The organism is Clostridium sp. (assembly GCF_050717635.1).
Lineage (GTDB): Bacteria > Bacillota > Clostridia > Clostridiales > Clostridiaceae > Clostridium_AD.
The window spans coordinates 1-17,151 of sequence record NZ_JBOITO010000011.1; the positions used below are offsets into that span (position 1 = coordinate 1).

Annotated in this window: 11 protein-coding genes, 8 tRNA genes, 1 rRNA gene and 1 other annotated feature; all 20 genes read left to right on the plus strand. The window is 31.9% G+C overall.

All coding sequences use genetic code 11. The annotated features are described in order from the left end of the window. Positions 1 to 49: 49 nt before the first annotated feature. Positions 50 to 125: transfer RNA gene (locus tag ACREWB_RS05720), tRNA-Met, on the plus strand. Between the two features lie 145 nt (positions 126 to 270). Next, positions 271 to 346, plus strand: a tRNA-Met gene (locus ACREWB_RS05725). Between the two features lie 91 nt (positions 347 to 437). Further along, positions 438 to 526, plus strand: a tRNA-Leu gene (locus ACREWB_RS05730). Positions 527 to 531: 5 nt separating this feature from the next. After that, positions 532 to 607, plus strand: a tRNA-Met gene (locus ACREWB_RS05735). 78 nt (positions 608 to 685) lie between these two features. Next, positions 686 to 774 (plus strand) — tRNA-Leu (locus ACREWB_RS05740). A 5-nt stretch (positions 775 to 779) separates the two neighbouring features. Continuing rightward, positions 780 to 855, plus strand: a tRNA-Met gene (locus tag ACREWB_RS05745). Between the two features lie 5 nt (positions 856 to 860). After that, positions 861 to 937: transfer RNA gene (locus ACREWB_RS05750), tRNA-Met, on the plus strand. 326 nt (positions 938 to 1,263) lie between these two features. Then, the gene (spoIIE, locus tag ACREWB_RS05755; RefSeq protein WP_431546530.1) at positions 1,264 to 3,654 is read left to right on the plus strand and encodes a stage II sporulation protein E; all 2,391 of its coding nucleotides are present in this window, start codon (positions 1,264 to 1,266) and stop codon (positions 3,652 to 3,654) included. A 209-nt stretch (positions 3,655 to 3,863) separates the two neighbouring features. Next, positions 3,864 to 5,270 carry a tRNA lysidine(34) synthetase TilS gene (tilS, locus tag ACREWB_RS05760; RefSeq protein ID WP_431546531.1) on the plus strand — a complete coding sequence of 469 codons (1,407 nt, stop codon included), beginning with the start codon at positions 3,864 to 3,866 and terminating at the stop codon, positions 5,268 to 5,270. Positions 5,271 to 5,272: 2 nt separating this feature from the next. Further along, a complete protein-coding gene (gene hpt, locus ACREWB_RS05765; RefSeq protein ID WP_431546532.1) occupies positions 5,273 to 5,809 on the plus strand; it encodes a hypoxanthine phosphoribosyltransferase in 537 nt (178 codons plus the stop codon). A gap of 105 nt (positions 5,810 to 5,914) precedes the next feature. Continuing rightward, on the plus strand, positions 5,915 to 7,750 hold the full coding sequence (gene ftsH, locus ACREWB_RS05770; RefSeq protein ID WP_431546533.1) for an ATP-dependent zinc metalloprotease FtsH: 1,836 nt from the start codon (positions 5,915 to 5,917) through the stop codon (positions 7,748 to 7,750). 262 nt (positions 7,751 to 8,012) lie between these two features. Beyond that, positions 8,013 to 8,792 (plus strand): type III pantothenate kinase, encoded by a 780-nt coding sequence (locus tag ACREWB_RS05775; protein ID WP_431546534.1) that lies wholly within the window; start codon positions 8,013 to 8,015, stop codon positions 8,790 to 8,792. Positions 8,793 to 8,800: 8 nt separating this feature from the next. Continuing rightward, positions 8,801 to 9,778, plus strand: coding sequence for a tRNA dihydrouridine synthase DusB (gene dusB, locus ACREWB_RS05780; RefSeq protein WP_431546535.1), 978 nt, complete (start codon positions 8,801 to 8,803; stop codon positions 9,776 to 9,778). An 89-nt stretch (positions 9,779 to 9,867) separates the two neighbouring features. After that, a complete protein-coding gene (locus tag ACREWB_RS05785; RefSeq protein WP_431546536.1) occupies positions 9,868 to 10,683 on the plus strand; it encodes a Rossmann-fold NAD(P)-binding domain-containing protein in 816 nt (271 codons plus the stop codon). 274 nt (positions 10,684 to 10,957) lie between these two features. After that, a complete protein-coding gene (gene greA / locus ACREWB_RS05790) occupies positions 10,958 to 11,440 on the plus strand; it encodes a transcription elongation factor GreA (protein ID WP_431546537.1) in 483 nt (160 codons plus the stop codon). Between the two features lie 153 nt (positions 11,441 to 11,593). Beyond that, a complete protein-coding gene (lysS, locus tag ACREWB_RS05795; RefSeq protein WP_431546538.1) occupies positions 11,594 to 13,102 on the plus strand; it encodes a lysine--tRNA ligase in 1,509 nt (502 codons plus the stop codon). Positions 13,103 to 13,254: 152 nt separating this feature from the next. Next, a tRNA-Asn gene (locus ACREWB_RS05800) sits at positions 13,255 to 13,329 on the plus strand. Positions 13,330 to 13,360: 31 nt separating this feature from the next. Next, positions 13,361 to 13,526 (plus strand) — a binding site (T-box leader). Positions 13,527 to 13,600: 74 nt separating this feature from the next. After that, positions 13,601 to 14,992 (plus strand): glycine--tRNA ligase, encoded by a 1,392-nt coding sequence (locus ACREWB_RS05805; protein WP_431546539.1) that lies wholly within the window; start codon positions 13,601 to 13,603, stop codon positions 14,990 to 14,992. A gap of 188 nt (positions 14,993 to 15,180) precedes the next feature. Next, positions 15,181 to 16,557, plus strand: a complete 1,377-nt coding sequence (gene murD / locus ACREWB_RS05810) for a UDP-N-acetylmuramoyl-L-alanine--D-glutamate ligase (RefSeq protein WP_431546540.1) — start codon at positions 15,181 to 15,183, stop codon at positions 16,555 to 16,557. A 520-nt stretch (positions 16,558 to 17,077) separates the two neighbouring features. Continuing rightward, a 16S ribosomal RNA gene (locus ACREWB_RS05815) occupies positions 17,078 to 17,151 on the plus strand; the annotation flags it as partial.

The following is a 17,151-nucleotide window of genomic DNA, read 5'->3' on the forward strand; positions in this document are numbered from 1 at the left end:
TATTAGTATACAATTAAACTTGGTTTTGGTAAAATTTTAGTAATAATATCGCGGGATGGAGCAGTTGGTAGCTCGTCGGGCTCATAACCCGAAGGTCGTAGGTTCAAGTCCTACTCCCGCAACCATTATGTTTTTAACTCGCCATTATTTAAGTTGGATTAAATATCATGATAAATATCATGATAAATAGTATACGTACATAACAAATATGCTGTAGTATGAAAATTAAAATACATAGAATTGATTAAACACTAAAGTTTAGTATAATATCGCGGGATGGAGCAGTTGGTAGCTCGTCGGGCTCATAACCCGAAGGTCGTAGGTTCAAGTCCTACTCCCGCAACCATTGTGTTTTAATCCACTATTATTTAAGTTGGTTAAAATTTTTTATAAGTAGTATGCTTGCATAATAAGTAGTATGCTTGCATAACAAATATGCTGGAGTGGCGGAACTGGCAGACGCACAGGACTTAAAATCCTGCGGTGGTTAAACACCGTACCGGTTCGATTCCGGTCTTCAGCACCAAATATCGCGGGATGGAGCAGTTGGTAGCTCGTCGGGCTCATAACCCGAAGGTCGTAGGTTCAAGTCCTACTCCCGCAACCATTGTATTTTAATCCATCATTATTTACGTTGGATAAAATTTCAGTATAAGTATAAGTAGTATGCTTGCATAACAAATATGCTGGAGTGGCGGAACTGGCAGACGCACAGGACTTAAAATCCTGCGGTGGTTAAACACCGTACCGGTTCGATTCCGGTCTTCAGCACCAAGTATCGCGGGATGGAGCAGTTGGTAGCTCGTCGGGCTCATAACCCGAAGGTCGTGGGTTCAAGTCCTACTCCCGCAACCAAACATGGCGGAATGGCTCAGCTGGCTAGAGCATTCGGTTCATACCCGAAGGGTCGTAGGTTCAAGTCCTATTTCCGCTACCATAACTCATAAGCATGCTTATGAGTTATTTTTATTTTTCAGTGGTATTTTAGATTATATCTACAAAATATTGAGTCTCAAAACATATAAGTATAATTTTTTCAAATGCATAATAACATGAAGTGACAAGCTTCATTTTATATTTTAAAACCTACCATATAAATATGGTAGGTTTTTTTATATTATAGGAGATTTTAAAATTTAAATGTAAAAAATATACAAAATAATGTCTCATAAAAAATATATTAACATCTCACCATATGACAATTATTTCCAAAAGTTATTGCTATAATAAAATCCTAATTATAAAAGGTGGGTGATTTATAATATGCAATACGGAATTGATATATTTCCATACGAAAGACTTAGAAAAATAAAAGAAGGAACACAAAAGAAAAATGCATTAAATATTAATCTGATTATAAGAGGCATCATCTATTTTGGAATAAGTTTATTGGTAAGTAGGGTTCTGCTTCTTAATAATACTGCGCCTTTTGGTATAGCTTTTTTAATAGCTACAATATTTATTAATGATGATAGGATTACAATGATTGCTACCGGTGGTACACTTGTAGGATATATAACACTATATGATAGAATAACTGTACTTCCATCATATTTAATAGTAATAATTACACTTGCTTTTTTGAGTCGTAGTTTTAGGGAGAGAGAAGTAAAAACTAGGGCTTTAGTGTATATGTTTGGCATTATTTTATTTGAATTATTTATTTATAATTTTTTTATTCTAAGAGTAAGTGGGTTAATGGCCTTTTTAAACTCATTATTTTTAGTTTTATGTATCTTTCCTTTATATTTTATTCTAGATTATAGTCTTTTATGCTATAAAGAGATTAAAACAAAACACATATTTTCAAATGAAGAAATAATAAGCATGTCTATAATAAGTGCTTTAATAATAGCAGGCACTTGGGGACTTAGTATTTATAGTGTATCAATTACGAATATTTTAGGACTAGCTTTTGTTATAATAATAGCCTATATTAATGGGAGTGGAGCAGGTACTGCATCAGGAGTTGCTATGGGGATTATTGTAGGAATGTCTTCTGAAAATATGATATTATATATAGGAATGTATGGTGTTTGTGGTTTAATAACAGGTATATTTAAAGAGACGGGAAAGTGGCTAAGTGCAACAGCTTATTTAGTGTCTTTTTCAATAGTAAAAATATACAGTATTACAGCATCGGAGTTTATGATATTTGAGGCTCTTGCAGCAGCGGTTATATTTCTTTTGGTACCAGCAAAAGTATATGCACGGCTATCTATAGAATTTAATTCGGATAAAAAAAGGCAAAGTATTGAAAATGGTTATATAAATAAAATAAAAGATATATTTGTAGGAAGGTTAAGTAATTTTTCAGATGTACTATCTAACATGTCAGATATATTAAATAATTTAGTGGATAATGAAAAGCTTGCAATGAAGGGTAAAAGTAGCGCATTAGTTGAGACACTTGCAGATAGAGTGTGTAGTAGTTGTAATATGAACTCTATGTGTTGGAAAAGAGAACTACATTATACGTACGCAGCATTTGAAGAACTGATTCAAAATTTTGAGACGAAGACTGACAGCGTTCCAGAAGAAATAGAAAGAAAATGCATAAAGAGAACGGCACTTCTAAAAAATGCAGAAGACATTGTAAATAGGCATATTATAAGTGAGATGTGGAGAACACGACTTAGTGAAGGTAGAGAGCTTTTAGCAAATCAAATTAATAATATGGCGGGTTCTGTTTCTGAAATTGTGGAAGATTTTAATTCTGAAGTTCAAATAGATACTTCTATGGAGAAGGTTATATGTAGAGCTTTGGATAAAAATAGAATTGCATACAATGACCTTATTTGTTTAAATGACAAGATGGGAAGACTAAGTATTGAATTTTCACTTAAAGCTTGCAGTGGAAGGCAAATGTGCGTGACAGATTTATTGCCAATTGTTACTAGCGCTACAGGAAAACTTATGTGTGTTAGTGATGAGGGATGTAGTATAGATCCAAAGACTAATATGTGCAAGGTAACTATTGAAGAAACACCTAAGTTCCACGTTGTATCACATGTTGCTAGCAAATGCAAGGATGGTGAGAAGTTAAGTGGAGATAGTTACAGCTTTGGTAAGCTACCTGATGGAAGCTATATGTCAATTATTAGTGATGGCATGGGATCGGGGCCTGAGGCAGGGAGGGAAAGCGAGGCTGCTGTGGAACTAATAGAAAAGTTTACGTCGGCAGGTTTTAGTAAAATCACAGCTATTAATACAGTAAATTCAATAATGACTTTAAGGTTTTCAGAACAGGAAAAATTTTCAACTGTAGATCTAAACAGCATAGACTTATATACTGGGGAAATTGATTTCATGAAAGTAGGCGCAGTAGCGACATTTTTGAAATCCGGTGAAAGGTTAGAGATTATAAAATCAAAATCTCTTCCTATTGGTGTTTTAGATAAAGCTGATATAGACATCCAACAAAAGAAATTAAAAAACGGGGATATTATAGTTATGCTTAGTGATGGTGTTTTAGATTATAATGATGAAAATGTAGGCCGGATAGATTGGCTTGTTGATTATTTAGGTAAAAATAGTTGTAATAATCCTAAGGATTTAGCTGATGGATTACTAGGTGAGGCAAGAAAATTAAGTGGAAATAGGGTAAAAGACGATATGACAGTTCTTGTTTCAAAGATATACAGTTTATATTAAAGGTGAAATTGAAATTCGTAAGGTATATATAATGTGAAAAAAGTTAAAAATGAAGAAAAGTATGCGTCGATTGTTTTTCTTTATTTTTTCTTTTTAGAGTAATCTAAAAAAAACGTAAAATATATATTATTATATGATATAGTAATATGGTATTAAAAATATGCAAAATTATAATAACAAGTAAATTCTATAAAAAATAAGTTTGGGAAGTGAAAGTTTTGTCGGAAAAAGTTATGGAGTATATAAAAGAACATTCAATGTTTGATAAGGGAGATAAGGTAATTGTTGCATTTTCAGGTGGACCTGACTCCACATGCCTTCTCTATATTTTAAATGAACATAAGGACGAACTAGGGATTACACTCTTTGGTGCGCATCTAAACCATTGTCTTCGAGGGATTGAATCGGACACGGACGAGGAATATGCAAAACACACTTGTGAAAATTTAAATATAGGTTTTTATAGCAGAAAAATTGATGTAAATATAATAGCCCAGCAGAATAATTTATCTTGTGAAATGGCAGGCAGAAAAGCTAGATATGATTTCTTTGAAGAGCTAATGACCGAATTAAATGCCAGTAAAATCGCCCTTGCACATAATGCTAATGATCAATCTGAAACTATTTTAATGAGGATAATGAGAGGAACAGGTATGGAAGGACTAATAGGTATAAGACCTGTTCGTGATAAAATATATGTAAGGCCTGTGCTTAATCTTAGTAGACGTGAAATAGAAAAATACTGTGAGAAAAATAGCATAAATCCAAGAATAGATAAATCAAATTTAGAAACTATATATGCTAGAAACAAGATTAGGTTAGATTTAATTCCCTATATGGAGGAAAACTTTAATAAAGATATAATTAAAACCTTAAACAGACTTTCGGATATCATTAAAGTGGATAATGAGTATTTAGAAGCTATTTCATCAAAACAATTTAAAAAACATTGTGAAATTGGGGAACAAAGAGTTATAATATATAATAGTGCTTTCGCAGAGCATGAGGCAATTGTAAGTAGAATTATAAGAAGTTCACTTTTTGCAGTTTGTAATAATTTAAATAATATTGAAAAAATTCATATATCTAATATTATAGAGCTTCAAAAACATGAGACAGGGAAAACCACCATGCTACCTCAGAATATAATAGTGGAAAATTGCTATGGAAATATACATATACATATCAAAGAGAAGAATTATAATAATACTAATTTAGCTAATAATAATGAGTATGCTTTAAATGTTAATATGGAAAATTTAATTCATTCACTAGACAAAGTAGTTTCAATTCATACTATGTCCAAATTGGAGTTTAATGAAGTTAAAACTAATGATTATATTAAATATTTTGATTATGATAAGATTCAGAAGCCGTTAATACTTAGGTATAGAAAAGATGGCGATAAATTCATGCCACTTGGCATGACGGGTAATAAAAAATTAAAAGATTTGTTAATGGATTTAAAAATACCTAAAGCGCAGAGAAATAAAATACCATTAATATGTTCTGGAGATGATATAGCTTGGGTAGTAGGGCATAGGGTTAGTGAAAAATTTAAGATTTCAAAGGATACTAAAAATATATTGCAGATTAGAATCGAAAGCGAGGAATAAGAATGAATAATGATATAAAAGAGGTATTGTATAGCAGTGATCAGTTAAGGGATAAAATTAGACAAATGGGCGCAAAAATCAGTAATGATTATGTTGGTAAAGAGCTTATACTTATTGGTGTTCTAAAAGGCTCCGTTGTATTTATGGCAGATTTAATAAGACAGATCACAATTCCATGTAAAATGGATTTTATGGCAGTTTCAAGTTATGGAAGTTCCACAGAGACTTCAGGGGTTGTGAAAATTTTAAAGGATTTAGACTATGATATTCAAGGAAAAGATGTATTAATAGTAGAAGATATTATAGATTCGGGAGTTACACTTAAATATCTGAGGAAGTATTTATTAGCACGAAAACCATGTAGTTTAGAAATTATATGTATGCTTAATAAACCAGATAGAAGAACGGTAGACATAGATGTTAAATATTCTGGATATGATGTTCCAGATTATTTCCTTGTAGGGTTTGGTCTGGATTTTGCCCAAAAATATAGAAATTTGCCATATGTGGGAATACTTAAAGAAGAAATTTATAAGTAAAACGTATAAAACATATATTAACTAATAATTAATATATATGGTATTGTCAATCGATTTTTAATGTGATAAAATTCTAAAGTAACTAAAAAGAGAGGGGGGTTTTTAATGAAAAAAATTTCCAGTGCAACAGTATGGATTATAGTACTTGTACTTGTTATATTTGCAGCATTAGCCTATGGTGGATCGAATAAAAATGTTAGTAATATTAGTGTTGATGAATTCCAAGAACATTGGGTTAAGAAGGAAATTAAAACCGTTCAGGTAAAAGAAGATAAAACTGTAGAGGGACAATTGAATGACAACACCCAATACGAAACTGTCGTTCCCTTAGAAAGATTATTACAAGTAATGGAGAAGTACCCTAATGAAAAGGTTAAAGAAACATACATAAAGCCTGCTACTATGCCGATGTGGTTACAAATAGTACCTACACTTCTTATAATTTTAATGCTAGTTGCCTTTTGGTTTATGTATATGCAACAAGCGCAAGGTGGCGGCGGTGGCGGTAATAGAGGCGTAATGAATTTTGGAAAAAGTAAAGCCAAGATTGCATCGCCAGATAAAAAGAAAGTTACATTTGATGATGTAGCAGGTGAAGATGAAGAAAAGGAAGAACTTGCAGAAGTTGTGGATTTCTTAAAGCAACCTAAAAGATATCTAGAAGCCGGTGCAAGAATTCCTAAAGGTATTCTTCTTGTAGGACCACCAGGTACTGGTAAGACATTACTTGCAAGAGCCGTGTCAGGTGAAGCAGGGGTGCCATTTTATAGTATCTCAGGTTCTGAGTTTGTAGAGATGTTTGTAGGTGTTGGAGCTTCGAGAGTAAGAGATTTATTTGAACAAGCGAAGAAAAGTGCTCCTTGTATAATATTTATTGATGAAATAGATGCAGTAGGTAGGCAAAGAGGAGCAGGCCTTGGCGGAGGACATGATGAAAGAGAACAAACTCTAAATCAGCTATTAGTTGAAATGGATGGGTTTGGTGTAAATGAAGGTATAATCATGATAGCTGCTACCAACAGACCAGACATATTAGATCCTGCTCTTTTAAGACCAGGTAGATTTGATAGACATATATTAGTTGGTGCACCTGATGTTAAAGGAAGAGAAGAAATCCTAGTTGTACATTCTAAAGGTAAACATTTAGCAGAAGAAGTAAATCTTCAAGTATTAGCAAAAAGGACACCAGGTTTTACTGGTGCAGATTTAGAGAATCTAATGAATGAAGCTGCACTACTTTCAGTAAGAAGTGATAAAAAAGAGATAGGGATGAAAGAATTAGATGAAGCAGTAACTAGGGTTATTGCAGGACCTGAAAAGAAGAGTAAGGTTATCAGCGAAAAAGATAGAAAACTTACTGCGTACCATGAGGCAGGCCATGCGGTGGTAATGAAATATTCTCCGCTTTCAGATCCAATTCATCAAATAAGCATTATACCAAGAGGTATGGCAGGTGGATACACAATGCATTTACCTGAAGAAGATACCGCTTATACTTCAAAATTAAAACTTAAAGATGAAATGGTTGGACTTTTAGGTGGAAGAGTTGCAGAAAAATTAATACTTGAAGATATTAGTACAGGTGCTAAGAATGATATTGATAGAGCATCAGCTATTGCAAGGAAAATGGTTATGGAATATGGTATGAGTGACGAACTCGGACCAATATCTTTTGGAAATGATCATAATGAAGTATTCCTTGGAAGAGATTTAGGGAAAAGTAGAAACTTTAGTGAGCAGGTAGCTTACAAGATAGATGGTGAAGTTAAGGCTCTTATTGATGAAGCTTATGTAAAAGCTCAAAAGATACTTACTGAAAATATAAAAAAACTTCACGCAGTAGCTCAAGAACTGCTTATAAAAGAGAAACTTGAAGGTGTGGACTTTGAGGAGATTATTGCTAGACCAGATACAGATGGCATTGACTTAACAAAGGTTTAGAAAGATTAAAAGACATGCAGTTAATTATCTGTATGTCTTTTTTTAGATATAATTTAACAATTTGAAATTTTTACTCAATATCTGATATAATATAAATATTTAGCTTGACAAATATGTTTGAGTTGTTAAAATTAAATTGTTAAATTGTGAATAGTTATAATCAATATTATAAGATATTGGCTATGCTATTCTTGTGATTTTAACACGGAAATAATATTAAGCAGTATGTAAACTGCTTAATATTGTATAGGCGGTGTATAAAGTGATTTTAGTTTTAGATGTTGGGAATACGAATACTGTTTTAGGAGTTTTTAATGGTAAGGAGCTACTTGTAGAGTGGAGACTATCTACTGATGCAAAAAAAACTGCTGATGAATATGGAATTCAAGTAATGCAATTGTTTTATCAGAGAAACATAGGAACACAGCTTATTAAGGGAGTAATAATTTCCTCTGTAGTTCCCAATATTATGTACTCAATAGAGCATATGATAAGAAAATATTTTAAACTGACCCCAATGGTTGTGGGGCCTGGTATTAAGACTGGAATAAATGTAAAATATGATAATCCAAAAGAAGTAGGTGCGGATAGAATAGTTAATGCTGTTTCAGCCCATGAAATTTTTAAAAGATCGTTAATTTTAATAGATTTTGGAACAGCCACAACTTTCTGTGCTATAAGTAAAGATGCAAATTATTTAGGGGGAACTATATGTCCAGGGATAAAAATTGCTTCAGAAGCGTTATTTGAGAGAGCTGCAAAGCTACCTAGGGTGGAACTTATAAAACCAGACACAGTTATATGTAAAAACACTATTTCAAGTATGCAGGCTGGAATAATATATGGGTATATTGGGCAAGTAGATTATATTGTTAATAAAATGAAAATAGAAATGGTCAACATGGGAGAAGAAGAACCTTATGTAGTTGCTACAGGGGGACTCTCAAAAGTAATAATGGAAGAGTCTAAAACTATTGATGAGGTTTATGCGAACCTAACATTAGAGGGCCTTAGAATGATTTATGAAAAGAATAGGGAATAGGTGATTGTGTGCAAATATCAAATATTATTTTTGAGAATGATGTTTTTTTAGCTCCAATGGCAGGAATTACTGATAGTGTATTTAGAGGGTTATGTAGAGAACATGGATGTGGTCTTCTATATACTGAAATGGTAAGTGCTAAAGGATTATATTATGGAAGTAGTAATACAGAATCTCTTATGAAGGTTTCTAATTTAGAGAGACCTGTAGCAATTCAGATATTTGGAAGTGAGCCTAAAATTATGGCTAGTGCCTGTGAAATTTTTAATACCAGGGATGATATATGCATGGTTGATGTTAACATGGGTTGTCCAGTGCCTAAGATAGTAAAAAATGGGGAGGGCTCTGCCCTTATGAAAAATCCCAAACTAGCAGCGCAAATAATAAAAGAGATGAAAAAAGTTTCCACAAAGCCTGTTACAGTAAAATTTAGAAAGGGTTTTGATTCAAATAGTGTTAATGCCGTAGAATTTGCTAAGTATATGGAAGATGCAGGGATAGATGCTATGACGATACATGGTAGGACTAGAGAACAAATGTATGAAGGCAAGGCTGATTGGAATATTATTAAGGCTGTAAAGGAGAATGTTAAAGTTCCAGTGATAGGAAATGGAGATATATTTTCAGTTGAGGATGCTATAAAAATAAAGGAAGTTACAAGTTGTGATGCTATAATGATTGCAAGAGGAGCCATGGGTAATCCTTGGATTTTCAGAGAAATTAAGTGTGCAATAAGTGGAGCAGAGGTTACATATCCAACTCCAGTAGAAAAAGTAGATATGTGTATAAGGCATCTAGATTTAGCCGTAAAATTTTATAGTGAAATTAAAGCTGTTAGAGAGATGAGAAAACATACAGCTTGGTATATTAAGGGACTTAGTAATTGTACTGAAATTAAAAATAAAATTAATACTAAAGATAATTACGACGAGACAAGAAAACTACTTTTAGAATATAGAAAATATCTAAATACTATAAATAAATAAATAAATAAATAATATTTAAATTAAAACATGAATTTATATAATTGATGGTGAATAAGATGATAGTACATTAATTTATAAGGTGCATATTTATGAAACCAATTTTATATATAACTTCAAATACTTATAACTCATATAATGAATTCGGGTTTATAAGTAAGATCCTGGATAAACGAAAGGTAAAGTTAATAAGTACCGAATATATTAAAGAATTAGACATTAAAGTGACAAATGTAAGATTTCCGCCTAATTTTAATAGAAAAGCCTATTTAGGTAATATAACTTATGCTAAAAAACTATGTAAATGTAAAGAAATACAATTATCACCAAAGACGCTTAGGCCGTTGGATTATAATTACTATAATTCATTTCAAAAGCAGCTTTTAGCTTTTAGCGTTGTAAAAAGTATAAAGCTTTTGCTTAGGCTTAGGAATAAAAGTCTAAAAAATTCTTGCATCGTAGTATATGACGCTGTAGAAATGATAAACTATAATATTATTGTGGAACTTGCAAAGAAGTGCAAATATATTGTATTTTTGTCATGGGATTTGGTGCGAGCTAGAAGATTCGCAGATTATATTATTGCTAATTTTGGGGTATCACCTATTGTTACAGATGATGAAGGCTATGCGATTAAAACAGCAGATTTTATTATTTCATCTAAAGCTCATGAATTCAGTGATGGTAAATTAGTATGGTTTTTGGATAACAGTATGATTGCGGAAGATAATATTCTAGCAGTGAATGATGTATGCTATAATGTACCTTGGAATGCTTATAAATTAGATTTTTCTATCGAACTCCTAGGAGCCATATTAGATCAAATGCAAGAGACCGATGTTGAGAAAGCTCTTAAGTATAATGGTATAGATATAAAACAAATAAAATACAACAATAATGTAATTTGATAGGAATTATTACGCATAACATATTGACAATATTCATGGCCTGATTTATAATGTGCTAAATGGTTACATGGATTGTTATTCTAATAATGAATTTTATACCCAATAATCCATCAATTTGAACTAATAACCTTATATTATATGCATTCCGTGAATTTAATCGTTTCTGAAAGATATTACTATAATGGGGGGTAATGTCTTTGGGCATTGCTATTTATAATGGGTTTTATTAATGTTTATTAACTTATTTAATAAAAATATAAAAGGGGAGAAATAAATGAGTGAGCCAAAAAAATATGTAATGACTTATGAGGGGATTAGAAAATTAGAAGATGAATTAGAATTCCTTAAAACAGTAAAGAGAAAATATATAACAGAAAAAATAAAAGTATCACTTGGTTACGGAGATTTGAGTGAGAATTCAGAGTATGATGATGCTAAAAACGAGCAAGCATTTGTAGAAGGAAGAATAATACAATTAGAAAATATGCTTCGAAATGCAAGCGTTATAGATGAAAATGATATTGAAAAAGATGTAGTAAGTATAGGGTCTATAGTTAAGGTGAAGGATTATGAGTTTGATGAAGAAGTTGAATTTTATATAGTGGGGTCAGCAGAAGCAGAGCCACTTAATAATAAGATATCAGATGAATCACCAGTTGGAAGCGCCCTTGTGGGTAAGAAAGCTGGAGCGATAATCGAAGTTGCAGTCCCGGATGGTGTTGGGAAATATGAGATATTGGAAGTTAAAAGAGGGTAGTTATTAAAATTATTTAATTTTTATAGAGGAAAAGGGTACTTAACTAATGTATAATTGGTAAGTACCCTAAAGAAATATATATACATAAGTAATAGTTGTGGCTAAATGATTAACAATTATTTTATGAACTAGAAGAAAACAGGAGGGATATCAATGTCAAACGAAGAAGAAAAGAATATACATGAACTTGAATCTAAATATAATGAGCAGGTAACAATACGAAGACGAAAATTAGCAGAACTTCAAGAACAAGGTAAAGACCCATTTGATGTATACAAAGTTGAAAGAACTCACACATCACAAGAGGTTAAGGACAATTATGAGAAACTCGAAGGTGTAAAAATTACTGTAGCAGGTAGACTTATGTCTAAAAGAGTTCATGGTAAAGCTGGTTTCTCTGATATTCATGATAGAGATGGTAAAATCCAACTATACATAAAAATAGATGATGTAGGAGAAGAAAAAATAAAGGAATATAAAAGTTTTGACATAGGAGATTTCTTAAGTGTAACTGGTACAACTTTTGTTACTAAAACTGGTGAAATATCATTACATATAATAGATTTTCAACTTATAGCTAAATCTCTTAAACCACTACCTGAAAAATGGCATGGATTAAAAGATCCTGATTTAAGGTATAGACAAAGAGAAGTAGATATAATAACGAACCCTGAAGTAAAAGAGACCTTTATGAAAAGAATAAAAATAATTAGATATATCAGAGAATTCTTAGATAATAAAGGGTTCCTAGAAGTTGAAACTCCAATTTTAGCGCCAATAGCGGGAGGAGCAGCAGCAAGACCATTTATGACGCATCATAATACGCTAGATATTGATATGTATCTTAGAATTGCAACAGAGTTATATTTAAAAAGGTTAATTGTTGCTGGTCTTGAAAAGGTATATGACATGGGTAAAAACTTCAGAAACGAAGGAATGGATCAAAGACATAATCCGGAATTTACAATGATAGAGTTATATGAAGCTTATGCAGATTATAATGATATGATGGAAATTACTGAAAATATGATAGCTTATGTTTGTGAAAAAATTCATGGAACTACAAAGGTTAATTATCAGGGAACTGAAATAGACTTTACACCACCATGGAGAAGAATAACAATGGTAGATGCAGTAAAAGAATATTCAGGCGTGGACTTTATGCTTATTAGCACAAATGAAGAGGCTAGAATAATTGCCAAAGAAAAACATTTAGAATTTAAAAAAGAATTAGAAGATTGTACAAAAGCCGATATATTAAATGAACTATTTGAACAATATGTAGAAGAGCATTTAATACAACCAACATTCTTATGTGATTATCCGGTAGAAATATCACCTCTTACTAAGAAGAAGAGAGGAAATGATGAGTTTACAGAGAGGTTTGAAGGTTTTGTATTCGGAAGAGAAATATGCAATGCTTACTCGGAGTTAAATGATCCAGTAGTTCAAAGAGAGAGATTTATGCAACAAGCAAAAGAAAGAGAACTAGGTGACGATGAGGCTTATGTTTTAGATGAAGAATTTATGAGTGCATTAGAAACAGGAATGCCACCAACAGGAGGCCTTGGAATAGGTATTGATAGAATAGTAATGTTCTTAACTGACGCTTATTCAATAAGAGATGTTATCTTATTCCCTACAATGAAACCATTACAATAATTTAATAATAAAAGGATATTTTAGTCTAGCTAAAATATCCTTTTATGGTTTAAATATAAGTTACGGCACTCAAAACCACTATAAAATACAAAAAGCTATTGAATTTTTAAATGTATATGGTATAATGTCATTGTAGTTAAAAATAATAATATTCCTCGATAGCTCAACGGTGGAGCGCTCGGCTGTTAACCGATAGGTTGAAGGTTCAAATCCTTTTCGAGGAGCCATTTTTATTTTTTTGAAATGAATATAATTAAATATTTCACTGTGATAAAGAAGAGTAGTAATAGTACTTTATAAGAGAGGTTGTGGCTGGTGGAAACAATCAAAGTATTATTGTGAAGGGAGCTTTTGAGTGTATAGAATTTAGAGTAGGGCATGTGCCAATAAGGGTGGAACCGCGGAAGTAATTTTCGTCCCTTAGGGTATAGTCTTTTTTTTATACTTATATATAACACAAAATATCAATAAATTATATAAAATTTAGGAGGCATTAACATGGCATTTGAAAAAAGTATGGATAAGGTAGTTGGTTTATGCAAAAATAGAGGATTTGTATTTCCGGGATCGGATATATACGGCGGTCTAGCTAATTCATGGGATTATGGTCCTCTTGGAGTTGAACTTAAAAATAATGTTAAAAAAGCTTGGTGGAAAAAGTTTGTTCAAGAAAGCCCTTATAATGTAGGAGTAGATTGTGCAATACTTATGAATCCTGAAGTTTGGGTTGCAACAGGCCACGTTGGGGGATTTTCGGATCCACTAATGGACTGCAAAGGTTGTAACTCTAGATTTAGAGCAGATAAATTAGTGGAAGACCATATGACAAAAGATGGAGCAGAAGTAGCTACTGCTGATGGATGGACAAATGAAGAGTTAAAAGAATATATAGAAAAAAATAAAATATCATGCCCTAAATGTGGGAAAAATGATTTTACTGACATTAGAAAATTTAATTTAATGTTTAAGACTTCTCAAGGCGTAACTGAAGATGGAAAGTCAGATATATATTTAAGACCAGAAACGGCTCAAGGTATCTTTGTAAACTTTAAAAATGTTCAAAGATCTACAAGAAAAAAGATACCATTTGGCATAGGTCAAGTAGGCAAGGCTTTTAGAAATGAAATAACACCAGGAAATTTTATTTTTAGAATAAGAGAGTTTGAGCAAATGGAATTGGAATTTTTCTGTAAACCAGGAACGGATTTAGAATGGTTTGCGTATTGGAAAGAATCTTGTGCTAATTTCTTATATAATTTGGGAATAGTAAAGGAAAATTTAAGATTTAGAGACCATGGCGCCGAGGAATTATCTTTTTATAGTAATGCTACTTGTGACATAGAATTTTTGTTTCCTTTTGGATGGGGAGAATTATGGGGAATTGCTGATAGAACTGATTACGACTTAAAGAAGCATATGGAACACTCAGGTCAAGATTTGAGCTATTTAGACCCTATGACTAATGAAAAGTATGTACCTTATTGTATCGAACCTTCTTTAGGTGCAGATAGAGTTGTGCTTGCATTTTTAGTTAATGCTTATGATGAGGAAGAACTCCCAAATGGAGATGTAAGAACAGTGCTTCATTTACATCCTACGCTTGCACCTTTTAAGGCAGCTGTTTTGCCGCTTAGCAAAAAATTATCAGAAAAAGCAAATGAAGTTTTTGAAGTGTTAAGTAAAAAATTCAATATAGATTACGATGAAGCTGGAAGTATAGGAAAGAGATATAGAAGGGAAGATGAAGCGGGAACTCCGTACTGCATAACTGTGGATTTTGATACCTTAGAAGATAACACTGTAACAGTTAGGGATAGAGATACAATGGAGCAAATAAGACTTAGCATAGATGATTTAGAAAAGTTTATAGAAGATAAATTACAATTTTAATTAAAGAGTAGTGCATCGTATAAAAGGTAGCTTCAATAGGCTATATTTATACTATGCTCTATTTTTTTATATAAAATGAATCTTCCATTAGTTCCACAGGTGATAATTTAAGTGTTATAATTAATAGAGTCAAGTTTGTTAAACTTAAAATATAATATTTAATATATAAAGAGTATATGGAGGGTTATATGGAAAAGAAATTTTGCGAATTTAAGAAATTTATAAGAGGGAAAAAAGTTGGGGTTGTAGGTATAGGAGTTAGTAATATTCCTTTAATTCATTTCTTGGTGAAACTGGGGGCTGATGTTACTGCTTTTGATAAAAAGACTTATAGTTTACTAGGAGAGGAAGCCTTAAAATTCGAAAAAAGTGGTGTGAAGTTAGTGTTAGGTGAAGGTTACTTAAATGACTTAACTGGTTTCAGTGTTATTTTTAAAACACCATCAATGAGAATAGATGATCCAGCTCTTTTAAAAGCAAAAGAGGAAGGAACATATATAACATCAGAAATGCAAGAATTTATAAAGTATTGTCCTGCTAAAACTTTTGGTGTCACTGGTAGCGATGGTAAAACAACAACAACAACAATAATATATAACATACTAAAAAAGGAAGGATATAAAACCTGGGTTGGGGGAAATATAGGGACTCCGCTATTTGCAAATATTGAAGAAATAGGTAGTGATGATAAAGTAGTATTAGAATTATCAAGTTTTCAGCTTATGACTATGACTGTTTCTACTGATGTAGCAGTAGTAACAAATTTAAGTCCGAACCATTTAGATATTCATAAGGATATTGAAGAATATATAGACGCAAAGAAGAACATATTTAGATATCAAAAAAATAATGATGTCATTATATTGAATAAGGATAATCCGTTGACTTATGAGTTAAGAAAAGAGGCATCTGCAAAAGTTAAGTACTTTAGTATATTAGAGAAAGTAGAAGATGGCGCATATTTTGAAAATGATGAATTGTTTATTATGAATAAGCTAGTATGTGATCTTTCAGAAATAAAGCTAAAAGGGATGCACAATGTGGCCAATTTATTAACTGCATTTTGTGCAGTGGAAGATGAAGTGACAGTTGCCAGCATGAGAGACGTTGCTATTAGTTTTATAGGGGTACCTCATAGGGGCGAATTTGTTAGAGAAGTTGAAGGAGTTAAATATTACAATGATTCAATAGCATCCAGTCCAACTAGAACTATAGCAAGTCTTAAAGCTTTTGAAAAACCGGTTATATTAATTGCAGGAGGATATGATAAGCAGATACCTTTTAAACCATTAGCAGAAGAAGCATATTTAAATATTAAAACTCTAATATTAGTAGGTGCCACTAAATATAAAATAAAACAAGTTTTTGAGTCTGTATTAAAAGAAAAGGGCATTGTTCTAGAGATTATCCTTGCTGAAAATTTTAATGGAGCCATTGATATAGCTAAATCAGCTGCTAAACCTGGTGATATAGTGATGTTGTCACCGGCATGCGCAAGCTTTGATATGTTTGAAAATTTTGAAGTGCGTGGTAATAAATATAAAGAAATTGTAATGGGTTTATAAATAAGAAATGAGGAGTCATACATGTAAATATATGACTCCTCATTTCTTAAAGGCTCCAAGCGTATCATTATAAGTAAAACAGAATATATGGTAGAAATAAGTATAAATATGAAAGTGAATGGATATAATGAGTGATTATAAACAAATATTAATTTATACATATGATATTATATTAATTGTCGCTGAAACATAGTTATAAATTAACTTTGCGGACATAGGGACTATGCGGACATAGTGATTAAGGTAAAATTAATTATTAAAAATTCTTTAGATTGGGTTGACAGATGATTAATTAACTGATAAAATTGTAGAAGTCGTCACATGATGACAAAACAAATTGGTCTTTGAAAATTAAACAGAGAAATAGGTAAAGAATAGCAAAATAATATTTTGCTAAACCAGTTAATTACTTTAGTAAAAGTAAATTTTTAGTCGTAAGACTAAATAGTATGTAATGAGCTTGAGTAACAACTTAACAGTTGTCTCAGATTAATCATTTCAAACTAAAAGTGTAAACTTTTAAATTGAGAGTTTGATCCTGGCTCAGGACGAACGCTGGCGGCGTGCCTAACACATGCAAGTCGAGCGATGCGA

Bases quoted from the DNA above. Each gene is read 5' to 3' on its own strand.
- ACREWB_RS05805 (WP_431546539.1), top strand. From the start codon at position 13,601: ATGGCATTTGAAAAAAGTATGGATAAGGTAGTTGGTTTATGCAAAAAT.
- murD (WP_431546540.1), top strand. From the start codon at position 15,181: ATGGAAAAGAAATTTTGCGAATTTAAGAAATTTATAAGAGGGAAAAAA.
- ftsH (WP_431546533.1), top strand. From the start codon at position 5,915: ATGAAAAAAATTTCCAGTGCAACAGTATGGATTATAGTACTTGTACTT.
- spoIIE (WP_431546530.1), top strand. From the start codon at position 1,264: ATGCAATACGGAATTGATATATTTCCATACGAAAGACTTAGAAAAATA.
- hpt (WP_431546532.1), top strand. From the start codon at position 5,273: ATGAATAATGATATAAAAGAGGTATTGTATAGCAGTGATCAGTTAAGG.
- ACREWB_RS05785 (WP_431546536.1), top strand. From the start codon at position 9,868: ATGAAACCAATTTTATATATAACTTCAAATACTTATAACTCATATAAT.
- greA (WP_431546537.1), top strand. From the start codon at position 10,958: ATGAGTGAGCCAAAAAAATATGTAATGACTTATGAGGGGATTAGAAAA.
- lysS (WP_431546538.1), top strand. From the start codon at position 11,594: ATGTCAAACGAAGAAGAAAAGAATATACATGAACTTGAATCTAAATAT.